This is a genomic window from Rhodopseudomonas sp. P2A-2r, from assembly GCF_026015985.1.
In the GTDB taxonomy this organism is placed as follows: domain Bacteria; phylum Pseudomonadota; class Alphaproteobacteria; order Rhizobiales; family Xanthobacteraceae; genus Tardiphaga.
In genome coordinates, this window is record NZ_CP110389.1 from 1,771,286 (window position 1) to 1,795,303 (window position 24,018).

General features: G+C 61.1%; 24 protein-coding genes. 15 read left to right on the top strand and 9 right to left on the bottom strand.

The window, feature by feature from the left end:
• Positions 1–11: 11 nt before the first annotated feature.
• The 3 genes from ONR75_RS08370 to ONR75_RS08380 are packed head-to-tail and all read left to right on the top strand — an operon-like array spanning position 12 to position 2,470.
• Entirely contained in the window at positions 12–1,055 is a 1,044-nt protein-coding gene (locus ONR75_RS08370; RefSeq protein WP_265082179.1) for a branched-chain amino acid ABC transporter permease, read from the top strand.
• Entirely contained in the window at positions 1,042–1,776 is a 735-nt protein-coding gene (locus ONR75_RS08375) for an ABC transporter ATP-binding protein (protein WP_265082180.1), read from the top strand. Before ONR75_RS08370 ends, ONR75_RS08375 begins: the two co-directional genes overlap by 14 nt.
• Positions 1,769–2,470 carry an ABC transporter ATP-binding protein gene (locus tag ONR75_RS08380; protein WP_265082181.1) on the top strand — a complete coding sequence of 234 codons (702 nt, stop codon included), beginning with the start codon at positions 1,769–1,771 and terminating at the stop codon, positions 2,468–2,470. The genes ONR75_RS08375 and ONR75_RS08380 overlap by 8 nt, the downstream gene beginning before the upstream one ends.
• A gap of 428 nt (positions 2,471–2,898) precedes the next feature.
• On the opposite strand, the gene ONR75_RS08385 is transcribed toward ONR75_RS08380, so the two are convergent.
• A complete protein-coding gene (locus ONR75_RS08385) occupies positions 2,899–3,927 on the bottom strand; it encodes a LacI family DNA-binding transcriptional regulator (RefSeq protein ID WP_265082182.1) in 1,029 nt (342 codons plus the stop codon).
• A 106-nt stretch (positions 3,928–4,033) separates the two neighbouring features.
• Here ONR75_RS08385 and ONR75_RS08390 point away from each other — a divergent pair, with 106 nt between their 5' ends.
• From ONR75_RS08390 to ONR75_RS08415, 6 genes are all read left to right on the top strand, one after another.
• On the top strand, positions 4,034–4,924 hold the full coding sequence (locus ONR75_RS08390) for a dioxygenase (RefSeq protein ID WP_265083591.1): 891 nt from the start codon (positions 4,034–4,036) through the stop codon (positions 4,922–4,924).
• Between the two features lie 7 nt (positions 4,925–4,931).
• Positions 4,932–5,678: an SDR family NAD(P)-dependent oxidoreductase gene (locus ONR75_RS08395; protein ID WP_265082183.1), complete on the top strand. Its 747-nt coding sequence runs from the start codon at positions 4,932–4,934 to the stop codon at positions 5,676–5,678.
• 10 nt (positions 5,679–5,688) lie between these two features.
• The gene (locus ONR75_RS08400; RefSeq protein WP_265082184.1) at positions 5,689–6,582 is read left to right on the top strand and encodes a 3-keto-5-aminohexanoate cleavage protein; all 894 of its coding nucleotides are present in this window, start codon (positions 5,689–5,691) and stop codon (positions 6,580–6,582) included.
• A gap of 41 nt (positions 6,583–6,623) precedes the next feature.
• A complete protein-coding gene (locus ONR75_RS08405) occupies positions 6,624–7,631 on the top strand; it encodes a quinone oxidoreductase family protein (protein WP_265082185.1) in 1,008 nt (335 codons plus the stop codon).
• Positions 7,632–7,699: 68 nt separating this feature from the next.
• Positions 7,700–7,987: a cupin domain-containing protein gene (locus ONR75_RS08410; protein ID WP_265082186.1), complete on the top strand. Its 288-nt coding sequence runs from the start codon at positions 7,700–7,702 to the stop codon at positions 7,985–7,987.
• Positions 7,988–8,018: 31 nt separating this feature from the next.
• Positions 8,019–8,987: a Bug family tripartite tricarboxylate transporter substrate binding protein gene (locus tag ONR75_RS08415; protein ID WP_265082187.1), complete on the top strand. Its 969-nt coding sequence runs from the start codon at positions 8,019–8,021 to the stop codon at positions 8,985–8,987.
• 58 nt (positions 8,988–9,045) lie between these two features.
• Here the strand turns inward: ONR75_RS08415 and ONR75_RS08420 are convergent, their stop codons facing one another.
• The 5 genes from ONR75_RS08420 to ONR75_RS08440 are packed head-to-tail and all read right to left on the bottom strand — an operon-like array spanning position 9,046 to position 14,083.
• A complete protein-coding gene (locus tag ONR75_RS08420) occupies positions 9,046–10,020 on the bottom strand; it encodes a sugar ABC transporter substrate-binding protein (protein WP_265082188.1) in 975 nt (324 codons plus the stop codon).
• 46 nt (positions 10,021–10,066) lie between these two features.
• Positions 10,067–11,047, bottom strand: a complete 981-nt coding sequence (locus ONR75_RS08425; protein WP_265082189.1) for an ABC transporter permease — start codon at positions 11,045–11,047, stop codon at positions 10,067–10,069.
• A complete protein-coding gene (locus ONR75_RS08430) occupies positions 11,044–11,982 on the bottom strand; it encodes an ABC transporter permease (protein ID WP_265082190.1) in 939 nt (312 codons plus the stop codon). The genes ONR75_RS08425 and ONR75_RS08430 overlap by 4 nt, the downstream gene beginning before the upstream one ends.
• 35 nt (positions 11,983–12,017) lie before the next feature.
• A complete protein-coding gene (locus ONR75_RS08435) occupies positions 12,018–13,565 on the bottom strand; it encodes a sugar ABC transporter ATP-binding protein (RefSeq protein WP_265083592.1) in 1,548 nt (515 codons plus the stop codon).
• On the bottom strand, positions 13,565–14,083 hold the full coding sequence (locus ONR75_RS08440; RefSeq protein ID WP_265082191.1) for a RidA family protein: 519 nt from the start codon (positions 14,081–14,083) through the stop codon (positions 13,565–13,567). The genes ONR75_RS08435 and ONR75_RS08440 overlap by 1 nt, the downstream gene beginning before the upstream one ends.
• A gap of 161 nt (positions 14,084–14,244) precedes the next feature.
• Here ONR75_RS08440 and ONR75_RS08445 point away from each other — a divergent pair, with 161 nt between their 5' ends.
• From ONR75_RS08445 to ONR75_RS08455, 3 genes are all read left to right on the top strand, one after another.
• The gene (locus ONR75_RS08445; protein ID WP_265082192.1) at positions 14,245–14,751 is read left to right on the top strand and encodes a MarR family winged helix-turn-helix transcriptional regulator; all 507 of its coding nucleotides are present in this window, start codon (positions 14,245–14,247) and stop codon (positions 14,749–14,751) included.
• Positions 14,752–15,109: 358 nt separating this feature from the next.
• A complete protein-coding gene (locus ONR75_RS08450; RefSeq protein WP_265082193.1) occupies positions 15,110–16,408 on the top strand; it encodes a serine hydrolase domain-containing protein in 1,299 nt (432 codons plus the stop codon).
• 67 nt (positions 16,409–16,475) lie between these two features.
• Positions 16,476–17,948 carry an amidohydrolase family protein gene (locus ONR75_RS08455; RefSeq protein WP_265082194.1) on the top strand — a complete coding sequence of 491 codons (1,473 nt, stop codon included), beginning with the start codon at positions 16,476–16,478 and terminating at the stop codon, positions 17,946–17,948.
• Between the two features lie 204 nt (positions 17,949–18,152).
• Here the strand turns inward: ONR75_RS08455 and ONR75_RS08460 are convergent, their stop codons facing one another.
• Complete coding sequence (locus ONR75_RS08460) at positions 18,153–18,590, bottom strand: winged helix-turn-helix transcriptional regulator (RefSeq protein WP_265082195.1); 438 nt, start codon at positions 18,588–18,590, stop codon at positions 18,153–18,155.
• Positions 18,591–18,661: 71 nt separating this feature from the next.
• Between ONR75_RS08460 and ONR75_RS08465 the strand changes: the two genes are divergently transcribed.
• Positions 18,662–19,615 carry an aromatic alcohol reductase gene (locus ONR75_RS08465; protein ID WP_265082196.1) on the top strand — a complete coding sequence of 318 codons (954 nt, stop codon included), beginning with the start codon at positions 18,662–18,664 and terminating at the stop codon, positions 19,613–19,615.
• Between the two features lie 492 nt (positions 19,616–20,107).
• On the opposite strand, the gene ONR75_RS08470 is transcribed toward ONR75_RS08465, so the two are convergent.
• A complete protein-coding gene (locus ONR75_RS08470; protein WP_265082197.1) occupies positions 20,108–21,040 on the bottom strand; it encodes a LysR family transcriptional regulator in 933 nt (310 codons plus the stop codon).
• Between the two features lie 103 nt (positions 21,041–21,143).
• On the opposite strand from ONR75_RS08470, the gene ONR75_RS08475 reads away from it, so the two are divergent.
• Both ONR75_RS08475 and gfa read left to right on the top strand, forming a co-directional pair.
• A complete protein-coding gene (locus ONR75_RS08475) occupies positions 21,144–22,250 on the top strand; it encodes an S-(hydroxymethyl)glutathione dehydrogenase/class III alcohol dehydrogenase (protein WP_265082198.1) in 1,107 nt (368 codons plus the stop codon).
• Positions 22,251–22,280: 30 nt separating this feature from the next.
• Complete coding sequence (gene gfa, locus ONR75_RS08480) at positions 22,281–22,844, top strand: S-(hydroxymethyl)glutathione synthase (protein ID WP_265082199.1); 564 nt, start codon at positions 22,281–22,283, stop codon at positions 22,842–22,844.
• Positions 22,845–23,066: 222 nt separating this feature from the next.
• On the opposite strand, the gene ONR75_RS08485 is transcribed toward gfa, so the two are convergent.
• Positions 23,067–23,981 (bottom strand): MurR/RpiR family transcriptional regulator, encoded by a 915-nt coding sequence (locus ONR75_RS08485; protein WP_265082200.1) that lies wholly within the window; start codon positions 23,979–23,981, stop codon positions 23,067–23,069.
• Positions 23,982–24,018: the final 37 nt, after the last annotated feature.

The window sequence follows — 24,018 nt, forward strand, 5'->3', positions numbered from 1 at the left end:
GGGGCAACGCGATGACCAAAACCACACACGCCGCCGCTGCGTTGTCGCCGCCGCGCTTCGGCTGGCGCGCGCAGCGGCTGCCGATAGTGGAACTCGTCGTGCTGGCGATCGGCGTGTTGCTGCCACTGGTGCTGCAGGACTATCTCACGGTCTATGCCACCCGTGTGCTGATCCTGTGCCTGTTTGCGCTGTCGTTCGATCTGGTGTGGGGCTATGCCGGCATCATGAGCTTCGGGCAGGCGCTGTTCTTCGGTTCCGCCGGCTACAGCGTGGCGCTGCTGGCGCGCGACCTCGGCATCACCTCCATGGCGCTGGTGCTGCCAGCCGGCCTGCTGATCGGGCTGACCTTCGCTCTATTGCTCGGTGGCTTCCTGCTGCTGGGGCGTCATCCCTCCAGCGTGATCTTCGTTGCTTTGGGCACGCTAACCGGTTCCTACGCCGCCGACCGGCTGGCGCGTGGCTGGTACTACCTTGGCGGCCAGAACGGCATTCCCTCGATCCCGCCGATGACGCTTGGATCCTACGAATTCACCGAGGGGCCGGCGTTCTATTATCTCGCCCTCGGCATTCTGCTGGCCGTCTATCTCGGCTGCCGCTTCCTGGTGCGCTCGCAGTTCGGCCTGGCACTTGCCGGCCTACGCGAGAACGAGCAGCGCATCGCCTTCTTCGGCTACAAGGTGCAGCACCTCAAGGCGATCATCTTCTCGTTCAGCGGCGCCGTGGCCGGCCTCGCTGGCAGCCTGTACGCCTTCCACGAGGGTTTTGTGTGGCCCAACATGCTGGGCGTGGTGATGTCGACGCAGGTCGTGCTGTATGTCCTGTTCGGCGGCGCGGGCACGCTGATCGGCGCGGTGATCGGCACCGTCGTCATCGAGGCCGTCAGCTTCTGGCTGTCGAACTCCTATCAGGACATCTGGCCGATCATTCTCGGCACGCTGCTGCTGCTGGTGATCCTGTTCCGCCCGGCCGGCCTCGTCAGCCTGATTTTCAGCGAACGCGAGCGGGTCGGGAATTTCGGCCGCGCATCGAAGCGGGGACATCATGGCCCTTCTTGAAGCGCGCGGACTGGTGAAGATTTTCGGCAAGCTGACGGCGCTGAACGGCGCCGACCTGACCATCGAAGACAATGAATTTCACGGCCTGATCGGTCCCAATGGTTCCGGCAAGAGCACGCTGATGAAATGCATCGCCGGTGCCGAGATCCCGACGAGGGGCGCGGTGTCGTTCGGCGGTCGCGACATCACCAACTTCTCGCCGGCGGAGCGCGCCCGAGCCGGCATGAGTTTGAAATTCCAGATCACCAGCGTGCTGCCGGCGTTGACGCTGTATGACAACGTCCTGCTGGCGCTGCAGGCACAGACGTCTCTCGCGAGTCTCGTTTTATCGCGCAGTCGCGGCATCCTGCATGACAAGGTGATGGCGATGCTCGAGCAGTTTCGCCTCGCCGACCGCGCGTCGGACCCAGCCTCGGCGCTGTCGCACGGCCAACAGCAATGGCTGGAGATCGCCATGGCGCTGGCGCCGGAGCCGAAACTTCTGTTGCTCGACGAGCCGACCGGCGGCATGAGCCTCGAGGAGCGCCGCGTCACCGGCGAATTGCTGGCGCCGATCAAGGCGCGCTGCTCGCTGGTGATCGTCGAGCACGATCTCGATTTCATCCGCGACATTTGCGACCGGCTCACCGTGCTCGATCAGGGCGCGGTGCTTAACAGCGGCTCCGTGGCGCAGATCCAGTCGTGCCCCCGCGTCCAGGAGGTCTATCTCCGCCGTGCCTGAAGACAAATTCCTCGACATCCAGAATCTCGACGCCGGTTACGGCCGCAGCCAGGTGCTGTTCGGTGTCACGCTCAGCGTGCCGTGGCGCGGCGGCGTTGCGATCCTCGGACGCAATGGCGCCGGCAAGACCACGCTGATGAAGGCGATCGTCGGCGAACTGCCGGTGCTGGGTGGCTCCGTCAGTCTGGACGGCCGCGACGTCAGCCGGTTGCCGACCGAGCAGCGTATCCGCGCCGGCGTCGGCTATGTGCCGCAGGAGCATGCGGTGTTCGCGAGACTCTCGGTTCGCGACAATCTTGCGGTCGGCGCGCTGACCAACCGCGACAGCGGCGCGGTGAATCGCGTGCTGGAGATCTTTCCGAAACTGGGCCAGCGCCTCGACCAGGCCGCAGGCACGCTATCGGGCGGCGAAAGAAAAATGTTGGCAATCGGCCGCGCGCTGTTGTCGGAACCGCGTATCCTGCTGCTCGATGAGCCGACCGAAGGCGTCTGGATCGGCGTCATCGAGGAGATTACGGAGCGGCTGATCCTGCTGGCGAAGGACATCGCTGTGGTCATCGTCGAGCAGCACCTGGACCTGGCGCTGCGCGTGGCCAGCACCGCCTACGTGCTGGATCGCGGCCGTGTCGCGCTGGCGGGCCCCGCGGATCAGGTGCGCAGTGATCCAAAACTCGTGCAGTTTCTCGCGCCTTGAGTTGAACCGCAACGTTCCAGACTTCCATACTGAATGACGGCATCGTCGCCGAGCAGAGTGAGCGTCATTTGACCGTGGCTCCTCTCGGCACCGGAAGAATGAGTTCGAATGAAACAATCAATGGCAAGTCCCCGTCAAACGCCCCACCACATAGCCTGGTAGACGGCAGCTTCTGGCGCAAAGCAATCGTATGCGTCGAGCTGGAATGGGAAATACCGTTGCTCGCCGTCGAGGAAGATGGTGATACCTAACCCATCAAAACACTTAGCGTAATTGCCTGACGACGAACGATCGCTCGCCGCGCCGTTTTCAGGGCCAAGCAGCCAAACTCGGCGCGGGCATCAGTCCATTCGGCGGCAGTCCGATCTCGTGCCGGCCATCTCGACCACTCCCGAGCGAGCCAAACCGCTACATCAGGCGTTCTTGGCTTACAGCAGAGGCCGCAATGCGCGCGTCGAGCGGCGCGCGACGAGCAGCGGAGGCGTGACCACGCGAGGCGCGTCGGTACGGACGCCTTCAATAAGATCGAGCAGCAGTTTGCCGGTTTCTTCGCCCATCTCGCGGTGACTTATGCGTACCGTGGACAGCGGCGGCTCTACGAGATCCACCAGCGGCATGTCATTGTGTCCGATCACCGACAGGTCGTCCGGGCATCGTCGTCCGATGTCGCGCAATGCCTCATACACGCCTAGCGCGAGGAGGTCATTCGCAGCGACGATCGCGGTGGCTTGCGGCCGTCTCGCCAGCAGCCTTCGTGCCGCGATGCGTCCTGCCTCGCGCGTAAATGCCTCGGCTTGTTCAACGTCAGCCTCGATCGGCGCAAGGCCGGCCGCAGTCATGGCGTCAATGAAGCCACGACGACGCAAGGAGCCTGTCGAGACCGTCTGGGGGCCGGCAAGGTGCACAATTTGGCGATGTCCCAGGTTGAGCAGATGGGTGACAGCCAGTCGCATGCCGGCCACGTCGTCAGGCACCACCGACGGCACGCGCGCTTCCGTTTCCGCGCGATTGACGAGCACGACAGGAAGCCGCCAGTCCACGCAACGCGCGACTGTCTCGTCTTCGAGCGCGACATTGGCGAGTACAAGACCATCCACGCGGCGCGACACCAACCGTTGAATGATGTCGCCGTCACCCGATCCGCGCGGCTGCGGGTCGGCGACGATCAATGCATAGCCGCGCGCCGACAGCACGCTTTCGAGGCCGCTGATGATCGGCGAGAACACTGGATTGGCGATATCCGGAACAATGATCGCGACCATGTTCGAGCGCCCGCCACGCAGGCTTGCGGCCACCGTGTCCGGGCGGTAGCCAAGTCGGACAGCAGCCTCGAGGATGCGGCGCACCACCGGCTCGCCGATCCGTTCGCGTCGGAGAGGGTCCAAGGCACGGGATACCGTCGAAGGGTGAACCCCCACTTCGCGCGCAAGGTCTTTGATCGTCGTCAGTTTACCCACGCTCCGAACATTATGCAGTTTTATTGACATGCGCAATCGATTGCATTATTTGTGCAATCGATTGCGCGTTGAAGACAACGAGAAACTGCCGGTCGGGGGAGTGGTTATGATCATCTCAAAACAGGAAGATGTTACCGGCGCCGTGATTGGCGCGATGAGTGGGGCGCCTAACGATCGATTGCGAACGGTCATGGCGTCCTTTGTTCGTCATGTTCATGCGTTTGCGCGCGAAGTTCGGCTGACCGAGGCTGAATTCGAATTTGCCATCGATTTCCTTAACCGCATTGGCCAGGCCACCAACGACGCTCATAACGAGGCTGTGCTGTTCAGCGACGCGATCGGGCTATCGACTCTCGTGTGCCTCCTCAACAACGGGCAGGACGGCGCCAGCGAGACCGCGGCGGCGTTGCTCGGTCCGTTCTGGCGCGCCAACGCGCCGCAAATGGAAAATGGCGCGTCGATCCTGCGCTCGCCGACGCCGGGAGCGCCGCTGTTCGTGGATTGCAACATTCGCGACGGGCAGGGACGACCGATGTCCAACGTGCGGGTCGATGTCTGGCAGGCCTCACCATCTGGAATGTATGAAAACCAGGATGCCGGCCAGGCCGACATGAATCTGCGCGGCGTCTTCATCTCCGATGAAAATGGCCGTTTCAGCTTCCGCTCCGTCAAACCGGCGGGCTATCCGGTGCCGACCGATGGGCCGACCGGCGAGATGCTGGCGGCGCAGAAGCGGCATCCGTATCGCCCCGCACATCTGCATGTTCTCGCCTACAAGCCCGGTTTCAAAACGCTGATCACCCAGGTCTTCGTCGATGACGACCAGCACCTGGAGAGCGACGTCGTGTTCGGCGTGACGCGCGCGCTGATCGGCGATTTCCGCAAGGGCCAGGGCACGCCGCCCGCCCCCGACGTCGATGGTGACTGGTTCAGCCTGAACTACACGTTCGTGATGGAGCCCGGCGAAGCCGTGCTACCTCATCCCCCTATCAAGTGAGCTGTCGATGACGAATTCTCTCTCTGGCAAGGTTGCGGTGGTGATTGGCGGTTCCGGCGGCATCGGTGCCGCGGCCGCGCGGATGCTTGCGGCCGAAGGCGCAACGGTCGTCGTGACCTGGCGTTCGGACGAAGCTGCCGCGACCACATTGCTTGCGGGGCTGCCGGGGCAGGGGCATTTCGCGCGACGCGCCGTGGTCGAGGAAACCGCGACGCTGACCGCTCTGGCCGCGGAGGTCGCAACGGAACTCGGTCGCTGCGATATCCTCGTCAACAGCGCCGGCTACACTAGGCCGATTCCTATCGCCGATCTCGACGCGCTTACCGATGACTGCATCGACGATATGTTCAAGGTCAACTGGCGCGGGCAGTTTGCCGCCATCCGCGCCTTCGCGCCGCTTCTCAAAGCGTCAGGCGATGGGCTGATCGTGAGTGTCTCGTCGATCGCCGGCCTCAGCGGCGTCGGCTCCAATCTCGCTTATGCCGCCATCAAGGCCGGCATCGATACCATGACCAAGTCGCTGGCGCGCGCGCTGGCGCCGGCGGTGCGCGTGATGTCGGTGTCGCCCGGCGTGGTCGCCACCGATTTCGTGCCGGGCCGCGATGCAGCTGCGCTGGAAAAGGTCGCGCTGACCATCCCGCTCAGGCGTGTCGCGACGGCCGAGGATGTCGGCCGCGCCATCGCCGCCTGCGCAACGCACTTGACCTATTCCACCGGCTCGCTGATCGTCGTCGATGGCGGCCGGGCGTTGTAAGGAGAGACCGATGCGCCCGATCCTCGGCAAGATTGTTATCACCTGCGCCGTCACCGGCAATCTGACACGGCCGGACCAGACGCCGCATCTGCCGATCACGCCGGAAGAAATTGCCGATGCGTGTCTCGGCGCCGCGGATGCGGGCGCCGCGGTCGCGCACATCCATGTGCGCGAACCGGGCAGCGGCGCGCCGTCGATGAAGCTCGAATACTATCAGGACGTCGTGGCCCGCATCCGTGCCCGCAACCGCGACCTGATCCTCAACATCACCACAGGTCCCGGTGGCCGCTTTGTGCCGTCGCAGGACGATCCGAAGGTTGCCGCGGCCGGCACCACGCTGATGAATCCGGAAGAGCGCGTCGCGCATATCACCGCGCTGAAGCCGGATATCTGCACGCTCGATCTCAACACCATGAATTCCGGCGGGCAGGTGGTGATCAACACGCCCGCCAATGTGCGGCGGATGGCGAAGGTGATCCGCGCGGCCGGCGTCAAGCCGGAGATCGAACTGTTCGATTCCGGCGACATTGCGCTGCTGCATGATCTTCTGGCTGACGGCACGCTGGGCGGCGGCCCGGCGCTGACCTCTTTCGTGATGGGCGTCAAATACGGTCTCCAGCCGTCGCCGGAGACCGTGCTCTACGCGCGCGGTCTGCTGCCGGCGGATGCGCATTTCACCGCGATCGGCATCGGTCGCGCGACTTTCCCGATGGTTGCGCAGTCGGTGCTGGCAGGCGGTCATGCCCGTACCGGTCTGGAAGATGCGGTAATGCTCGGTCGTGGCGTGCTGGCCCCGTCCAATGCGGCGATGGTGGAGAAGGCGCGGCGGATCATCGAGGAACTCGGCGTGCAGATTGCGACGCCCGCAGAGGCCCGTGCGCTGTTCGACCTGCCGGGCAACTGATCGAATCCGACGCGCCGCATGACATCATATAGAGGATCGGAATGACGACATTCGCCAACGTGACTGCCACCTGTCTGCGGGTCGCCGCCAAGGCCGAGCGCATCGAGAGCGTTATACTCGGCATCGAGCGGCGTGCGCTCGCCTGTGCAAGCCCGAGCGATGCGCTGGTCGAGATCAAGGCAGCTGCAATCAATCCGTCGGACGCCAAGGCGACGCTCGGATTGATGCCGCATGCCGTATTTCCACGGACGCCGGGCCGCGATTTTGCCGGCGTCGTCATCGACGGGCCGGCCGAACTGATCGGCAAGGAGGTGTTCGGCTCGTCCGGCGAACTCGGCATCCGGCGCGACGGCACCCATGCCACGCATCTGGTGGTCGAGGCGTCGGCGCTGGTGGAAAAGCCCGCGAATATCAGCCTGGCGGAAGCCGCGGGCATCGGTGTGCCCTTCGTCACCGCACAGGAGGGCTTCCGCCGGACCGGCATGCCGAAGCCGGGCGAGACCGTTCTGATCCTCGGTCTCAACGGCAAGGTCGGCCAGGCCGCCACCCAGATCGCGTCATGGCAGGGCGCCCGCGTGATCGGCGTCGTGCGCAAGGACGAGCCATATGTGGGCGATGCCCATGGCGAAGTCACTGTCATCAATTCCAGCCGCGATGACGTCGCAACCAAGGTGCGCGAACTCACCGGCGGCAAGGGCGTCGATATCGTCTACAACACCGTCGGCGAAGCCTATTACGAAGCAGGCACCAAATCCCTCGCGCATCTCGGTCGCCAGATCTTCATCGCGTCCAACAAAACGACCGTACCGTTCGATATCTTCGCCTTCTATCGCGGCAAGCACACGTTTTTCGGTGTCGACTCGCTGTCGCTGTCGTCGCCGGAGGCTGCTGAAATTCTGCGCGATCTGGTGCCCGGCTTCGCGAGCGGCGCTCTGAAGCCGTATCCGATCAAGCCGGATGCGATCTATCCGCTGGCGCACGCGGCAGAGGCCTATGTCGCCGTGCTCGGCTCGTCGCGCGATCGTCTCATCTTCCAACCCAACGAGTAAACGTCATGCATGTCGTCCGTCTCGATGATGCCCCTCGCTACGAGGCTCCCGGCCATACGGACATGCGGATGCTCCGTCTCCAGGGCCGCGATGCCGGCCCGAGCGATGTGATGTGGCTCGGCATGAGCCAGATCCTGCCGGGCGGCGGCATCACGCCATCCGCCTCGCCGGAAGAGAAATTCTACGTCGTGCTCGATGGCGAAGTGACGTTCGAGACGCCGGAGGGCAAAGCGACGCTCGGTCAATGGGATTCCTGTCGCATCGCGCCCAACGAGACGCGCGCCTTGCGCAATGAGACGAAACGACCGGCTGTGGTGTTGCTTGCAATGCCACTGCCCAACTCCGCCAGAGGCTGAAAGCCCGGCACTTCAACACAGGGAGGATATAATGGACCGCCGACAATTCATGATCGGTGCCGGCCTTGCCGCGACGACGGCTATTACCGGCAGCTCCGCTCTTGCGCAGGCTTATCCCAATCAGCTCGTTCGCATCGTTGTGCCGTTTTCCGGCGGCAGCCTTACCGACATTCTCGCAAGGGCCGTGGCCGAGCGACTGACGGCAAAATGGAAGCAGCAGGTCATCGTTGAGAACAGGCCGGGCATCGCCGGCGTCAGCAGCATCGCCAAGGGGCCGGCGGATGGCTCCCAGATCATGCTGACCTCGAACGGCCATAGCGTAGTTGGCGTAATCAACAAGAACCTCGGCTTCGACCCGATCAAGGATTTCGCAACCATCAGCCGTGTCGGCTCGACCCCCGCGATCCTGATCGTGCCGCCCGATGCGCCCTACAAGACGCTGACCGAACTGATCACAGCAGCCAAGGCCAAGCCGGATTCACTGAGCTACAGCTCGGCCGGTGTCGGCAGTGCGACCGGCATTGCCGCCGAACTGTTCAAGCATCTCACGGGGACGAAGATGGTGCTGGTGCCGCATCGCGGCCTGCCGGAATCGTCGATGAGCATCATGCGTGGCGACACCAATCTCGCCTTCACCTATTTCGGTGTCAGTGGGGATTCCATCCAGGCCGGCAAGCTGCGCGCGCTGGCAGTCACCGGCAAGAGCCGAATGCCGCAATTGCCGGATGTGCCGACCTTCGCCGAGGCCGGTCTGCCGGAGTTTGTCTACGATAGCTGGTTTGGTATGCTCGCCGCCGCCACAGTGCCAAAATCCATCGTCAGCCAGATCGCGCGCGACGTTGCCGAAGCGCTGGCCGATCCCGCGTTGAGCAAGCAGTTCGCCGTGCAGGCCGTTGAGATCGCCAGTTCGACGCCGGAGCTATTCGAGGCGGAGTTGCGCAGCGATGCCGAGCGCTACGGCAAACTCGTCGCGGTGTCGGCGGAGTTGCCGCCCAAATAGCGACGGGCCGGCATCGAGCCGGCCCGTCGGTCGCATGACAAATCCGGAGGCCGGACGCTTATTTCGTCATATAGGCGTCGGGCGCGGGGCAGGTCCGGTCCTTGTAGGGAATGAGCCAGGGCGCGTAGTTCGCCTTGGTGATGATGGCGCCGGGAATGGTGATCTGCTTCGGCGCGCTCTTGCCGCGGATCGCATTCAGTCCAACTGCGGTGGCGACGCAGCCGATCTTGAAGCCGTCGAATTCAGCGATCGCCAGCAGGGTGCCCGCCTTCACCGCTTCGACCGCTTCCGGCACGCCGTTGATGGAAACCACGGCGACATTCTTGCGGCCGGCGGCGTTGAGTGCCTCGATGGCGCCCAGCGCGGAGGCATCGGCGGCGGAGATCACGCCATCGATATTGCTGAACTGCTGAATCAGGTTTTCCATCGTCTGCATGCCGAGCAGGCGCTGGAAATTTGCCGGCTGCGAGGCCAGCACCTTGATGTTCGGATAATCCTTCACGGCCGCGTCGAAGCCACGCTTGCGTTCGTCACCGGTGGTCGAACCCTTGACGCCTTCGAGAATAACCACATTGCCCTTGCCGCCGAGATGATCGAACAGGGTCTTTGCGATTTCATAGCCGAGCTTGTAGTCGTCCTGGCCGACATAGGAGAGATACGGAGCATCACCGCCGCGGTCGTTATAGTTGATAATCGGCAGGCCGGACTCGATCAGACGCTTGATGGTCGGCAATTGCGCCTTGGCGTCGATCGGCATGAACAGCATCAGGTTCGGCTTTGTGACGCCGACATCCTCAAGCTGCGACATGCCCTCGGTGATGTTGTTGGGCTTGGTCGGCGTGTAGTTCTTGACCGTCGCATTCATCTTGGCCGCCATTTGTGCGACGCCGGCCCGCACGCCTTCAAAATGTGGGTCCACCTGGTTCTTGGTGAATGCCGCAATTGTTTCGCCGTCGGCCAGGGCGGCCGAGTGGGACAGGGTGCCGCAGATCAGCGCGGCGACAACGCATCGAAGTGGTCTTGTGGTTCGCATGATGGCCCCTTTTGGTTTGTGGATGGCGAAAAGTGACGTGGTCGATTCAGGTGCCTCCGGAGCGGCGCCTGCTGATGGCGAGGTCCGCGAGGATGGCGATCAGCACGACGGCGCCGTTGACCAGCGGATGCCAGGTCGCGGCGACGTTGAGCAGATTGAGGCCGTTGACAATGATGGTCAGCAGGATCGCGCCGAGCACTGTGCCGACGATGTTGCCGCTGCCGCCGAACAGCGAGGTGCCACCGACCAGCACGGCCGCAATGGCCGGCAGCAGTAGCGGCTCGCCGATGCCGGGCTCGGCAGCGTTCAGCCGTGCGAGGTACACCAGCGCCGCGACGCCGGCGGTCAGGCCGCTCAGCACGTAGAGCAGGAGCCGGCGTCGCTCGACGGGAACGCCGGACAGGAATGCCGCGGTCTGGTTTGCCCCCATGAAGTAGGCTTCCCGTCCGAAGGTGGTGCGACGCAGAAGCACGCTGCAGGCGACACAGATCACAAGCGTGATCCACATCGGCAGCGGCACGCCAAGCAAGAATCCGGTGCCGAAATAGCGAAATGACATCGGCATGCCGTAGATGGTCTGCCCGGCCATGAACCAGTAAGCCATGCCTTGGGCGACCCACAGCATGCCGAAAGTGGCGAGAAAAGGCGGCAGCCGCAGCCGGTTGATCATCAGCCCGTTGGCAAAGCCGATCAGCGTTCCCGTGCTGATGGCGACAATGACGCCGTACCATGGATTGCCCGTGGACTTGATTGCGGCGGCTGCGAGACAGGCCGACAGCGTCAGATTGGCGCCCACCGACAGATCGAGGCCGCCGCCAATGATCACCAGGGTGAGGCCGGAGGCAACGAGGAACAGCAGGCTCGCCTGTCGGAGCAAGTTGAGCAGGTTGCTGACCGACGCGAAGCCGGGATCGACAGCGCTGAGCGCGCCGGCGATCAGCACGATCAGGAACACACGACCAAGCAGGGCAGCCGCGTCTGGTGAAAGTCGTGCAGGCCGGACGTGGGGCGTTGCGGAGATTGTCATGTCGGCTGCCTCAGCCATTGTTTGCGCGCCTGGTCGATCAGCAAAGCGAGGATCAGCAGGATGCCGATGCACACCACCTGCAGCGACGAGTCGATGGAGAGGATGTTGAGGCCATTGCGCAGCACCGTGATGGCGAGTGCGCCGAGCACCGCGCCGAACAGCCAGCCCTGTCCCTTCTCGAACGAAGTGCCGCCAAGGACCACCGCGGCAATCGCCTCGAATTCCATGCCGATGCCGACGGTCGGGTGAGCCGAATTGGTGCGTCCGATCAACAGCACCGCGGATAGTCCGATGATCGCGCTGCCGAGCATATAGACGCCGAGATGGACGAGATTGGCGCTAATCCCTGCCAGACGCAGCGCATCCTTGTTGCCGCCGATGGCGATCACATAGTTGCCGAGCCGTGTTCGGTATAACAGCAGCCAGAGCGCGGCATAGAGGATCACGGCGATGGCAATTGGCGTCGGAACAACCCCGAGCTGCGATCGATAGAACGTCTCGATGGTGGGCGTGAAGCCGCCAACCGGATCGCCATTGGTGATGACCAGCGCGATGCCCTGCATCAGGCCCATCGTGCCCAGCGTGACGACGAAGGCGGGCAGCGCGAGATAGGCTATCATCACGCCGTTGAGGGCACCGAACGCGATGCTGACCGCGAGCGCAAGCGCGCAGGCTGCAGTTATTCCCCAGCCGGCGAGCAGCGCCTCGGCGACGATGACGCCGCTAAGCCCGAGCAAGGCTCCCGCAGACAGATCAAGGCCTTCGGTAAGGATGATCAGCGTCATCGGTAGCGCGATCATCAGCAGGAGCGACGTCTGCAGGCCGACATTGACGAGATTAGTCTGCGACAGGAATCGCGGATTGGCGAGCGTAAACAGCACGAACATCAGCACCAGCAGAATACCCGCGCCGGGCACCGCGCCGAGGCGTTGCATGAGGCTCGGCCCGCGCGCGGGCTCCGTCAGGACATTCATTGATGCACCGCTAGTTCGAGGATGGCCCGTTCCGTCATCGCGTCGCCCACGAGATGGCCGACGATGCGATTGTCGCGCATCACGTAGGCCCGGTCGCACAGTTGTACGAGCTCAGGCAATTCCGAGCTGATGACGACGACGCTGGCGCCGCCATCGACCAGTTGGTCGATAAGGCGATAAATCTCGACCTTGGCACCGATATCGACGCCGCGGGTGGGCTCGTCGAGCAAAAACAGCTTGGCGCCGGCGGCGAGCCACTTCGCCAGAACGACCTTCTGTTGGTTGCCGCCACTGAGGGTGCGAACGGTCTGGCGCGTGCCATGGGCGGCGATGGCCAGCTGCTCGATCAGCTTGCGGGTGTCGCGCTCCGCGACGGCCGGTGAGAACCAGCTGGCGGTGAAGCTGCGCCACAGCGAGGCAATGGTCGCGTTGTCGCGGATGTCGAGGGCCAATGCGAGGCCCTCCTGCTTGCGGTCTTCGGGCAGCAACGCCATGCCGGCGCGCACCCGCGCATCCAGCGTGCCGGGCGCGGGCGCTCCCAGCCACGCGATCTCGCCGCTGGTGATGGGATCTGCGCCGAATAGCGCGCGGACGACTTCGGTGCGCCCGGATCCGACGAGTCCCGCGAGACCCACCACTTCGCCGGCGCGGATCTCGATAGAGATATCCGATAGTTTTGCGGTGCTGATGCCCGCGGCGAACAGGACCGGGTCCCCTGGTGCGCGAGGTGTACGCGCCAGCTGGGATCCGGAAGCGCGGCCGATCATCGCGCCAACCATCTCGGTTTGGCTCATGGCACCGCGCAGCAGGCTTGTCACCACGGCTCCATCACGCAGGATGGTGATGCGATCGCCGAGCATCTGCACTTCTTTCATGCGATGGGAAATGTAGACGATGGCGACGCCGCGTTCGGTCAAGCGGGCGATGGTCTGGAACAGCCGCTCGGATTCGCGCTCCGAGATCGCGGCGGTCGGCTCGTCCATCACCAGTACGCGTGCATTTTGCGACAGCGCTTTGGCGATCTCCACCATCTGCTGCTGCGCCACGCCAAGCTCGGCGGCATAGGACCGGGTATCGTAGTCGAGCCCGAGATCGTCGAGGATGATGCGGGCCGCGGCATGCATGGCGGCGGCATCGACAAGACCGAAACGACTGAACTTCGCTTCGCGGCCGAGAAAGATGTTCTGCGCGATGTCCAGATAGGGAACCAGCGAGAATTCCTGGAAGATCACCGCGATGCCGAGCGCGGCGGCATCGGCGGGGCGGGCAATCGTGACCGGTCGCCCCTCGATGGCGATCTGGCCGCGCTCCGCGGCATAGGCGCCGTACAGCACCTTGATCAGCGTCGACTTCCCGGCGCCGTTCTGGCCGAGAATGACATGCACTTCGCCAGCATGAATATCGAGAGAGACGTTCTTCAGCGCGTGGACGCCCGGAAACGACTTGTCGATTCCGCTGAGGCACAACAGCGGCACGGCCGCTGCGCCCGCAGTGGCATGCCCGGCGTGATTTTCTCGGCTGTCCTGAACGTCGGTGCCATGCATCATCTGTCGGCCTCGTTCGACCCTGGACCCGGGGCCGGCGGGAGGTCCTGGCGTCTACTTGCGCGGGGAATCGCGGCAATCACGTCGAGCTCGACGCGGGCGCCCTGAGTCGACAGCTGGTTGATGCAGATGGTCGTGCTGGCGGGCGTCCAATCCCCGAAATATTCCTTCATCACCTTCACCATGCCGTCCTGGTCGCGGATATCGGTGAGATACTTCGTCACCTTGACGATATCCGTCCAGGCCAAGCCTTCGTGCTCCAGGATCGACTGGATCGTCATCATGGCGCGGTGGGTCTGATCCTCGATCGAATTCGGGTGGTTGTGCTCGTCCAGCACGTGCGGATGCTTGTGATAGAGCGGCGAAGGCGTCGCGCCCGAGATGTACAGCATGCCGCACGGAACCTCGACCCGGATCGCCGGCGCATAGGGCATGTCGCGCTTCCGCTCCGGCTGGGTCTGGATTTCCTTGATATGCGGATTGGTCGGCGAAGTTGCAAAGGCCGGGTTGGCGGTCATGTTCGTTTCCTTGGGGACGTCGCACGCGTTACCGTCAATATGGAACTGACGAGTTGCCCAAGCGTGGGACCAAACTATCTTTGAGTCAAGATAAAATAGGTCGGTGGTAAGATAAATGAAATTGCATATTATTGTGCCTTTCTGCCTGTATGCTCAGCAGCATGAGCAATGATTCGATTGATGAGATTATTAGTGGTTGGCGCCGTCGCCGGCCGGATCTCGACGCTGGCCACCTTGATGTCGTCGGCAGGATTATTCGCCTGTCCGTTCACATGCGCAGCGCCATCGAGCCGGCGCTGCAGGAACAGGGCTTCAATTGGGAATTGTTCGATCTGCTTTTGACGATTTACCGCCGCGAGGCCGACGGTACGTTGGGCGTTCGCCCCACCGATCTCTACGCGGAATGCCTGCTGTCGTCGGGCGGACTTACCGCGAGACTGCGCCGTGCCGAGCAGGATGGATTCATCGTCAGGCGCCAGGATCCTGACGATGGACGTGGCGCGAGGATTACGCTGTCGGCGAAGGGGCGAAACGCGGTCGATAAAGCGATTGCCCAGCACTTTGAGCTGTCGCGTTCGGTCGACCAGACTCTCACGGCCAGCGAGCGCCAGACGCTGACCCGGTTGCTGCGGAAGCTGCTGGTTTCGGTCGAGCAGGTCAGTTCTTAGGAATGGATTGAGCGCTAATCCCGTCAGGCATTCCAGGTATTAGAAAGTAGTCCGCACGAATCTGTTTCTAGTGGACGCTTCGTATTACCTCGGCCCAAGTCACCCGATCGCGTCAATGAACTTGCGAATACGCATTCCCTTACAGTGGGAGGGCGTGTTGCATTGTGCATGTTCATCGAGCGCGGGCCTGACTGCTCGATGCCGAACGGCGCTTGTTTCGCAAAAGGCGGACAAGCCGAGCGAGATAGCTTTACACAAAGATAAAATATCTTGACTCGAAGATACTTTGGCAGCAGCCTTGTGAGCAAGATAGCGATTGAATTTGGTGTGTTTTAAAATTTTCAAGATGGAGCGCCCGATGAAGCGGATACGTGTAGCCTATACTCTTGTTGCGCTCACACTTAGCGGTCTGAGCGCCTATGATCTCTCCCTGCCTGCTTATGGAGCCGATGACCAGAAGTCCATGTCAGGCGCGGCGATCAAACTTGGATTTTCTGCCGAACGGCTTCAACGTCTTTCTACGGGACTGGACCGCAAGATCGCCGAAAAAGCCTGGCCCGGCTCGGTAACCTTGATTGCCCGCGATGGTCGTCTCGTCCATTTCGAGGCTCATGGGACCCTGGATCAGGCCGGCAAGACTCCGATGCCTACCAATGCGATCTTCCGGATCATGTCCATGACAAAGCCGGTTGTGACCGTGACCGCCATGGCGCTTTGGGAGCAGGGTCTGTTCAATCTCGACGATCCTGTCGACAAGCTTCTTCCTGAACTCAAGGTGTTGAAGGTTGTCGATCCCAAGTCGGGCGAAACCGTGCCTTTGGTCAGGTCCATCACGATCTATGACCTGCTCCGTCACGTGTCCGGCTTCACGTATGCTTTCGCGGCTCAAGACCCTTCTCGACCTGAGCACGTGAAGACGATTGCGAAGGAATACACGAAAGTCGGAATTCAGACGAACATCACGCCGGAAGAGTTTTTGAACCGGCTTGCCGCTATCCCACTCATACAGCAACCGAACACTGCGTTTGAGTACGGAGTGTCGACCGATGTCTTGGGCGTGCTGCTTGAGCGCATGACAGGTAAGCGGTTAGATCGCCTGGTGAAGGAAATCGTGCTCGATCCGCTCCGCATGCAAGACAGCGGATTTGAAGTGCCGGCATCGAAGCTGACCAGGCTGGCCGACGCATATGATGCCGACCGGATGAAGTCGGGACTGTGGAGTGCGGTGGAGCCCACGCGAACTGACAAAGCTTACAGCAAGGCCAGCAATGGTATGTTCTCGACGGCCAGCGACTATTTCCGCTTCGCGCAGATGTTGATGAATGAAGGCGAACTGGACGGAGTGAGAATTCTGTCGCCCAAGACCATCAGATTTATGACGTCTGACCACATTCAAGGCTTGGGAGGCTCAACCGCGTCGGTTGCCGGTCCCGGATATGGCTTTGGGTTGGGATTTGCCGTTCGCCGCCAAGCCGGGATGGCCGTTGTTCCAGGCAATCCGGGAGATTTCAACTGGCCTGGGATCGCCGGCACCTCTTTCACCGTCGATCCCAAAGACCGCATTGTTGCTGTCATGATGGTTCAGGCACCCTCCAACCGCATCCAGGCCCGTCACTTCTTTAAAGACATGTTGTACTCAAGCATTGTGCGCGACTAAGTAAGCGCGATTGGAGGAAAAATCCGATGACTAATTTTCCCCATAGCGGCTTAGCCGGTGGTTGCGGTTGTTGCACGCCGGCGGGGGTCTCCCGCCGCCAATTCCTGTGCACGGGCGCTGCCGCAGCTGTTGCCGCGCCTGTTGCTGCTGCAGCCATGGTCAGTCCGGCGCGAGCCCAGCAGTCCGCGCGGACGCCCCCTTGGGTCGGCCGATCCTGATCAAGAACGCTTGCGTCATTTCGCTCGACAAGGCGGTCGGCGATTTCGAAAGCGCCGACGTGCTGGTGCGAGGCAGCAAGATTGCGCAGATTGCCCCGAATATCAGCATCGACGATGCCGAGATCATCGACGCCTCAAACACCATCGTGATGCCCGGCTTTGTCGATACGCATCGTCATATGTGGGAAGGCATTCTGCGCAACATCATTCCCGATGCTTCGTTGCCTGACTACTTCCGCATCATCCAGCGCGTTCTCGGACCGGTTTACACGCCCGACGATTGCTATGCGGCCAACCTTCTAAGCGCGCTCGGCGCCATCGATTCCGGTGTCACGACAGTTCTCGACTGGTCGCACATCCAGAATACCCCCGAACATACCGACGCTTGCATCAAGGCCCTGGCGGATTCCGGAATACGCGCTGTGTTCGCCTATGGCTCACCGTCGAACGCGTCGCCGGATTACCGCCAGGATCCGAAACAGAAATATCCGGATGACATTCGCCGGTTACGCAAACAATACTTCTCCAGCGATGACCAGCTTCTCACGCTGTTTCTGGCGAGTCTCTCGGCACCGCCAGAGCGGATCGCGGAGACGTGGGCTGTCGCGCGCGATGTCGGTGCGCCTATTTCGATCCATGTCGGCGTCGGCAACTTCATCAACGGTACGGTGCAGAAGCTCGGCGAGATGGGCGTTCTCAAACCCGATACGACCTACATTCATTGCTGCACGTTGAACGATACCGAGTGGAAGATGTTGGTCGATAGCGGCGGCACGGTATCGATGGCAGGTTACGTGGAAATGATGATGGGGCACGGTACGCCGCCAATTCAGAAAGCGCTGGATCTCGGCTTGCGGCCATCGCTCAGCATCGACGTCGAAACCTCGGTTCCCGGCGACCTTTTCACGCAAATGCGGACGGTCTTCGCGCTCCAGCGCAACGACGTCTTCCAGCGCGGGATCAAGGGCGAGAAGAACTTGCCGAAGCTCCTGACCTCACGCGATGTGCTGGAATTCGCGACCATTGAGGGAGCTCGCGCCAACAAGCTCGATCGGAAGGTCGGCACGCTGACGCCGGGTAAGGAGGCCGATCTGATCCTGCTCCGCACGGACCGTCCAAACGTCGCGCCGGTCAACAATGCGGTCGGCGCTGTGGTGGCGAACATGCACCCCGGCAACGTCGACACCGTGATGGTGAGCGGCAAAATACTCAAGCGCAACGGTCAGCTGGTGGGCGTCGATTTCGGCACGGTGAACAAGCTTGCGATCGCGGCGCGCGACCGCACGGTCGCGGCGAGTAAATATGAACGTGCTCGCTTCTAGAAGCGGTAAGTGAATTTATCTCGTGATCGGTTGCGGTTGTCCGTTCACCGTTGCGGTGGTGGTTCGATTCGGGGGTGGCCCCAAACCCGCTAAGCAGAGTTCGTGCGGAATGTGACTCTCACGTCCGAACATAGCCTGCCATCGCCCGCGCTGTGTCCGGCGGCGGCAATCTGAGACTGTTCGGGCGTTGCCGCACTCAATATGCTACGACTTATCATCGAGGAGCGTCTTGTCGAAGTCTCCCCTCGCTTTCCGGAAGCGGTCAGCATTTTCGACGATCCAGGTCCACAGCGGGACCATGCGAACCAGCATTTCCATCCCGGTGTCGGACAGTCCATATTCTACCCTCGGGGGCACCTCCCTAAAATCATGACGAAGAACCAGCCCATCACGCTCCAGCTGCCGAAGCGTACGCGTCAACATCCGTTGAGTGACACCATGCATTCGTCTGCCGATTTCCGCGTGACGTAGCTGGCCATACACCCCGAGCGTATGAACGACGCCGAGCGACCAGCGGTTGCCGGCATGGGCGAGAACTTCCCGGCGCAAACCGTCATCATCGTTCCTCAGGCCATCGCAGACCGTCTGGGAGTAGCTGAGAATGGCGTCTTGGTCCAACGTTCTGACCGGGGTATCATCCATGTGCCTTCTTCCCTTCTTGGCGATGCGCCGCCATGTTACGGCGACAACGAATTTCCGAACAGGCTAAAGTCATGAACGCATCAATGTCCGCCGTTAAGTCCCGGAATATCCTCGTATTGGGAGCCGGGGAACTCGGTCTTCCGGTCCTGAAGAATTTGGCGCGTCGTGCCAAGGACGTGAAAGGGGCCAAGATCAGCGTGCTACTGCGCGGCAGTGCGGTCGAGTCCGATGCGCCGGCCAAGCAACGGGATATCGCCGACATCCGCAGCCTGGGAATTGAGATTGTCATAGGCGATTTAGTGAAGAGCTCGGTCGATGAGCTCGCATCGGTGTTTGCAAAGTATGACACTGTGATCGGCTGTGCCGGCTATGCCGCCGGCATCGACACACCCATGAAACTGGCGAAGGCCGCACTGCAATCGGGCATTCCCCGCTATTTCCCATGGCAGTTCGGTGTCGATTTCGACTTGATCGGCCGCGGCGGTCCGCAGGATATTTTCGACGCACAGTTGGACGTGCGTGAACTGCTGCGTGCCCAGACGGATACCGAGTGGGTCATCATCTCGACCGGCATGTTTATGAGCTATTTGTTCGAGCCGGAGTTTGGCGTGGTTGACCTGGCAAAAAGCCAGGTTCATGCGCTGGGCAACCTCGAGACCGCCGTTACACTGACCACTCCTGAAGATATCGGAGCACTGACCGCTGCAATCGTATTCGCCGAACCCACCATCCGAAACGAGATTGTGTTTTTGGCCGGCGATACCGTGACCTACGGAGAGGTCGCCGACAAGCTTGAAGCGGCCCTGCATCGCCCATTCAGCCGTTCGGAATGGACCGTGTCGTTTCTGATGGAGGAACTTGCACGCGACCCGCAGAACATGATGCGAAAGTATCGCGCCGCTTTTGCCCAAGGGCGTGGCGTGGCCTGGAACAAGGACGGGACGTTCAACCAGCGCCACGCCATTCCTGTCACCGATGTGTCCGCGTGGATCGACGCCAATCTTGCGCCAGGTGGTGGCGGGTAATTGTAAAGCCTGCCAAATCCATGAAGCGTCGGCCAGTTCTCAACCAAGGCTCCACCACGGCAAGCTTTACGTCCAACGTCGGTAGTTATGCGGATCGGACTCCGCAAAGCTGGCAACGCCATCAGCGACACCAGCGCCCTGACTGTACCAGGGGGCATTAGCCAGCACGGTCGACGCGGCGTTGAAGGACTATCGCGCGGCCAATCCGGATTTCGAACGGACAGCAACGAAAGTCCGTCATTTCTCTCTGATTAAAGCGCAATCGGCTATTTCGCGTTTGACCATCTCGCGAGATAGCCGGTTCACAAAGACGGCTATTGGCGCATCAGCCATAGAACGTAAGGTAGATTCTTCAAACTCGGTGGTTGATAAACGTGCGGACCATTGTTCAGCCGCTCTATGCACAACGAAGAGGCTACCTTAGAATGCGCTGCAGTGACGCTGCACTCAGGCTCGATTGGTGAGCAGGTGACCCCACCACCTCGAATTCGATCAAACTGGGAATAGGCGAGCTGCGGATGCAGATATGCTACAAGCGTTGCGGGCCTCGGGCGACAGATAGATGTTCTCTTGCAGGAAGTTGATCAAGGCGGCGATCCTCGATGGCTGGGGTGATCGCTTCGGAAAGACCGCCCAAATCGCCTGATCCGCGGGGCGTTCTTCGGCAAGCAGTTCCACCAGCGTTCCGTCGCGTAAATGATCCTGCACGTAGAAATCGGGGAGCTGGCATAGCCCCAGGCCTTGAATTGCGGCGTCCAGCACTGCAAAGCCGCTATTGCAACGCCACCGTCCCTGTGGGGCGATATAATTGTCCTGCCCTGCGGTCTTGAATTGCCAACGTTGGGCGGTTCCGAGCAGGCATGCATGGGCATCTATATCCGATGAGCTTGTGGGAGCGCCGTGACGTTCCACGTAGGCAGGAGATGCACACACGTGGAGCGACCTTGACCCAAGTTGAACTCGACCAAGACGAGTGTCGGTGACTTCACCGATCCTCACTGCGAGATCCATGCCGTCCGCGACCAAGTCGAGCACGCGGTTGGTGAGTTCCATGTCAACGCTTATTTCGGGGTGCTCGGCCACGAATCGTCCGATAATCGGAGCGATTGTCCGCTCGCCGTAAGATATGGCGCAAGTCAAGCGGATCAGTCCCTTGATCGCGTCTTTGCCGGACGTGACGGAGTCGAATGCCGCTTCACGGTCATCGATCAGTTGACGGCAGCGTTGCTCAAACAGCCGCCCGATTTCCGTCAGCGCAACACGTCTGGTATTGCGCACCAAAAGTTTACTACCGAGGCGCTCCTCAAGCCGGGTTATTTCCCGGCTGACCTGTGAGATCGAGACACCAAGGCGGCTGGCGGCACGGGTGAAGTTGCCAGCTTCGGCGACCGCTACGAGCGCATCGAGACCTTCCCAGCTTTGCATTCAGATCCTCATCTTTGCGGGTTGGAAAAACTGTTTTCAGAAAAACCTGGATTATCACCATCCCGCGAAGCGTTTAGCTTCTCGATGATCGGGAGAAAAAATCATGAAATCGCGCGCTGCCGTCTCGTTCGAAGCCAAGAAGCCACTTGAAATTGTCGAAGTCGACCTCGATGGACCGAGGGCCGGTGAAGTTCTGGTGGAGATCATGGCAACAGGGATTTGCCATACGGATGCGTACACGCTCGATGGCTTCGATAGCGAAGGTATCTTTCCTTGCATCCTGGGGCATGAGGGCGCGGGAATTGTCCGAGAGATCGGTCCAGGAGTGATTTCGGTCAAGCCGGGCGACCATGTGATCCCGCTTTACACGCCCGAATGCCGTCAGTGCAAGTCGTGCCTGTCGGGCAAAACCAATCTCTGTACCGCTATCCGTGCCACGCAGGGCAAGGGGCTGATGCCCGATGGCACGTCGCGCTTCAGCTACAAGGGGCAGCCCATCTTCCATTACATGGGGTGCTCGACGTTCTCGAACTTTACGGTATTGCCGGAAATAGCCGTGGCAAAAATCCGCGAAGATGCTCCCTTCGACAAGAGTTGCTACATCGGCTGCGGCGTGACGACTGGCGTCGGCGCGGTGGTCAACACGGCCAGGGTCACCCCGGGCGCCAACGTAGTCGTGTTCGGGCTTGGCGGCATTGGGCTAAACGTCATTCAGGCCGCCAGGATGGTGGGCGCCGACAAGATCATCGGGGTCGACATCAACGGTGACAAGCAGGAGTGGGGCCGTCGTTTCGGTATGACCCATTTCGTCAACCCGTCCCAGATCGGCGATATTGTTGCTCACTTAGTCGCGCTCACAGACGGTGGCGCCGACTACACCTTCGATTGCACTGGCAATACCACCGTGATGCGCCAGGCGCTCGAGGCCTGCCATCGCGGCTGGGGTGTCTCCGTGGTGATCGGGGTGGCGGAATCCGGAAAGGAAATTGCCACGCGACCGTTCCAGCTTGTGACCGGCCGGGTCTGGAAAGGCTCAGCATTTGGTGGTGCACGCGGCCGCACCGATGTGCCGAAAATCGTCGACTGGTACATGAACGGAAAGATCGAAATCGACCCGATGATCACCCACGTTCTCAAGCTGGAAGAGATCAACAAGGGCTTCGAACTGATGCACCAAGGCAAATCGATCCGTTCGGTCGTGGTGTTCTAGTCCAAAACGTCAAACAAGTAGGGAATGCCCATGACTGTACACATTCACCCATCGATCGACACCGACGTAAAGAAGGGTTCCGGTAACTTTCCCGGCGGGACGCTGGTCTGTAAATGCAAGGACAAACCGGTCAAGGTCGGCATCAAAGGCGATGTCGCCCATAACCACGCATGCGGTTGCACCAAATGCTGGAAACCCGAAGGTGCGACTTTCTCGGTCGTCGCCGTGGTGCCGCGCGAGAGCGTCACGGTGCTTGAGAACGGAGAGAAGTTGCAGATTGTCGATGCGTCCGCGGCGATCCAGCGACACGCCTGCAAGGTCTGCGGCACTCACATGTATGGCCGCATCGAGAACAAGGCCCATCCTTTCTATGGCCTCGACTTTATCCACCCCGAACTGTTCGATGAAACCGGCTCTGCGGCCCCGGGATTTGCGGCGTTTGTGTCGTCGGTCATCGAATCTGGCGTCGCCCCATCGGAGATGCCGGGCATTCGATCGCGTCTCAAGGAACTCGGGCTCGAGCCTTATGATTGTTTGTCCCCGGCGCTGATGGATGCGATCGCCACCCACGTCGCAAAATCGAAGGCGGCCTGAAACATCAGGGAAAGCGGCGCAGCTTCCGGTGACGGAAGCTGCGCCTATTTTTGTTTAACATATCTCTCCGGGGCTGTGCTGTAGACATCGGCCGCGAACGTGAAGTTCTCGCGTTGGAGATCGGCAAGTGCTGAATTCCACTGATTGCGCGCATCTAGTCAGCCTTTGCCGCAAACGCTGCGATGGCTGCCCGTGGCGGCCCGGGCTAACAAAGCGTGCAGCTCATCGTTCTTGCTGGCCCTTCTGAAGCGGGGTCATGCCGCGAGACGATTGTTGTTCATCCCGTTGCTGAAACGCAAGAATATCGGCCAGGCGTTTTCTCGCTGGAGCGCCCATCGACCGCGCAACTTCCGCGATAATCAGCTCAGTCAGGGCGAAGGCACCCACAAGTGAGTCGAAGGGGTCGAGACCCTTGGTGCTGCACGTCAACAGCGATGTCGCATGCTGAGCAAGAGGCGACAGATACTGATCGGTGAAAAGAATAAGGTGAGCCCCGCGCTTCGTCGCCTCAATGCCCCAACTTACGGTGGTCTCTTGATAATGCCGGTAGTCGAAAAGAACGACCACGCTCTTCGGATCTAAATCGAGCATACAAGAGTTTCGGCCGAAACCATCCGAGGGAATCTGCGTGACGTTTCGGCGCAACTGGGACAGGTAAGTTGCAACGTGCGAGGCAAAAATAGAACTTACCCGACCTCCCATCAGGTAAATAGGTCGCTTGGGATCTGACAAAGCAGATACGGCCGACTTTAGCTCGGCAGCATCGACATGAGTAAATGTTGACCGAAGACATTCCTGGTAGGCAGCGAGGGCCTTTGCTGCGGGTGTCGATCCGTTGCCGCCGCGCTTGGACGAGGGATAGGCATCAACCGGAGAGAAGATCCGCTCTTGAATTTCGGCTCTGAGCGCAGCGTGAAACTCGGCATACCCATCGAAGCCAAGCTTGCTGACCAGACGAAGTACGGTCGGGCCACTTACATGAGCCTCAGCGGCTATCTGGGCGATCGGAACGAGCCCGCTCGTCGGATATCCTTCGATAATCGCGTTAGCGACGGCGAGCTCCGAGGGCGAGAGATGGTTGCGCACGACACGAATTCTCTCCGCAACCGTGCCGAGGGAAGGAATGGGGATAGTCATGAAGGCTCTAATCCAGAATCTATGCAGGTATCTACAG

Coding starts and splice junctions, on each gene's coding strand:
- ONR75_RS08370 (WP_265082179.1), top strand. CDS start 12: ATGACCAAAACCACACACGCCGCCGCTGCGTTGTCGCCGCCGCGCTTC.
- ONR75_RS08375 (WP_265082180.1), top strand. CDS start 1,042: ATGGCCCTTCTTGAAGCGCGCGGACTGGTGAAGATTTTCGGCAAGCTG.
- ONR75_RS08390 (WP_265083591.1), top strand. CDS start 4,034: ATGATCATCTCAAAACAGGAAGATGTTACCGGCGCCGTGATTGGCGCG.
- ONR75_RS08395 (WP_265082183.1), top strand. CDS start 4,932: ATGACGAATTCTCTCTCTGGCAAGGTTGCGGTGGTGATTGGCGGTTCC.
- ONR75_RS08400 (WP_265082184.1), top strand. CDS start 5,689: ATGCGCCCGATCCTCGGCAAGATTGTTATCACCTGCGCCGTCACCGGC.
- ONR75_RS08405 (WP_265082185.1), top strand. CDS start 6,624: ATGACGACATTCGCCAACGTGACTGCCACCTGTCTGCGGGTCGCCGCC.
- ONR75_RS08410 (WP_265082186.1), top strand. CDS start 7,700: ATGCTCCGTCTCCAGGGCCGCGATGCCGGCCCGAGCGATGTGATGTGG.
- ONR75_RS08415 (WP_265082187.1), top strand. CDS start 8,019: ATGGACCGCCGACAATTCATGATCGGTGCCGGCCTTGCCGCGACGACG.
- ONR75_RS08420 (WP_265082188.1), bottom strand. CDS start 10,020: ATGCGAACCACAAGACCACTTCGATGCGTTGTCGCCGCGCTGATCTGC.
- ONR75_RS08425 (WP_265082189.1), bottom strand. CDS start 11,047: ATGACAATCTCCGCAACGCCCCACGTCCGGCCTGCACGACTTTCACCA.
- ONR75_RS08430 (WP_265082190.1), bottom strand. CDS start 11,982: ATGCAACGCCTCGGCGCGGTGCCCGGCGCGGGTATTCTGCTGGTGCTG.
- ONR75_RS08435 (WP_265083592.1), bottom strand. CDS start 13,565: ATGCATGGCACCGACGTTCAGGACAGCCGAGAAAATCACGCCGGGCAT.
- ONR75_RS08440 (WP_265082191.1), bottom strand. CDS start 14,083: ATGACCGCCAACCCGGCCTTTGCAACTTCGCCGACCAATCCGCATATC.
- ONR75_RS08445 (WP_265082192.1), top strand. CDS start 14,245: ATGAGCAATGATTCGATTGATGAGATTATTAGTGGTTGGCGCCGTCGC.
- ONR75_RS08450 (WP_265082193.1), top strand. CDS start 15,110: ATGAAGCGGATACGTGTAGCCTATACTCTTGTTGCGCTCACACTTAGC.
- ONR75_RS08460 (WP_265082195.1), bottom strand. CDS start 18,590: ATGGATGATACCCCGGTCAGAACGTTGGACCAAGACGCCATTCTCAGC.
- ONR75_RS08465 (WP_265082196.1), top strand. CDS start 18,662: ATGAACGCATCAATGTCCGCCGTTAAGTCCCGGAATATCCTCGTATTG.
- ONR75_RS08470 (WP_265082197.1), bottom strand. CDS start 21,040: ATGCAAAGCTGGGAAGGTCTCGATGCGCTCGTAGCGGTCGCCGAAGCT.
- ONR75_RS08475 (WP_265082198.1), top strand. CDS start 21,144: ATGAAATCGCGCGCTGCCGTCTCGTTCGAAGCCAAGAAGCCACTTGAA.
- gfa (WP_265082199.1), top strand. CDS start 22,281: ATGACTGTACACATTCACCCATCGATCGACACCGACGTAAAGAAGGGT.
- ONR75_RS08485 (WP_265082200.1), bottom strand. CDS start 23,981: ATGACTATCCCCATTCCTTCCCTCGGCACGGTTGCGGAGAGAATTCGT.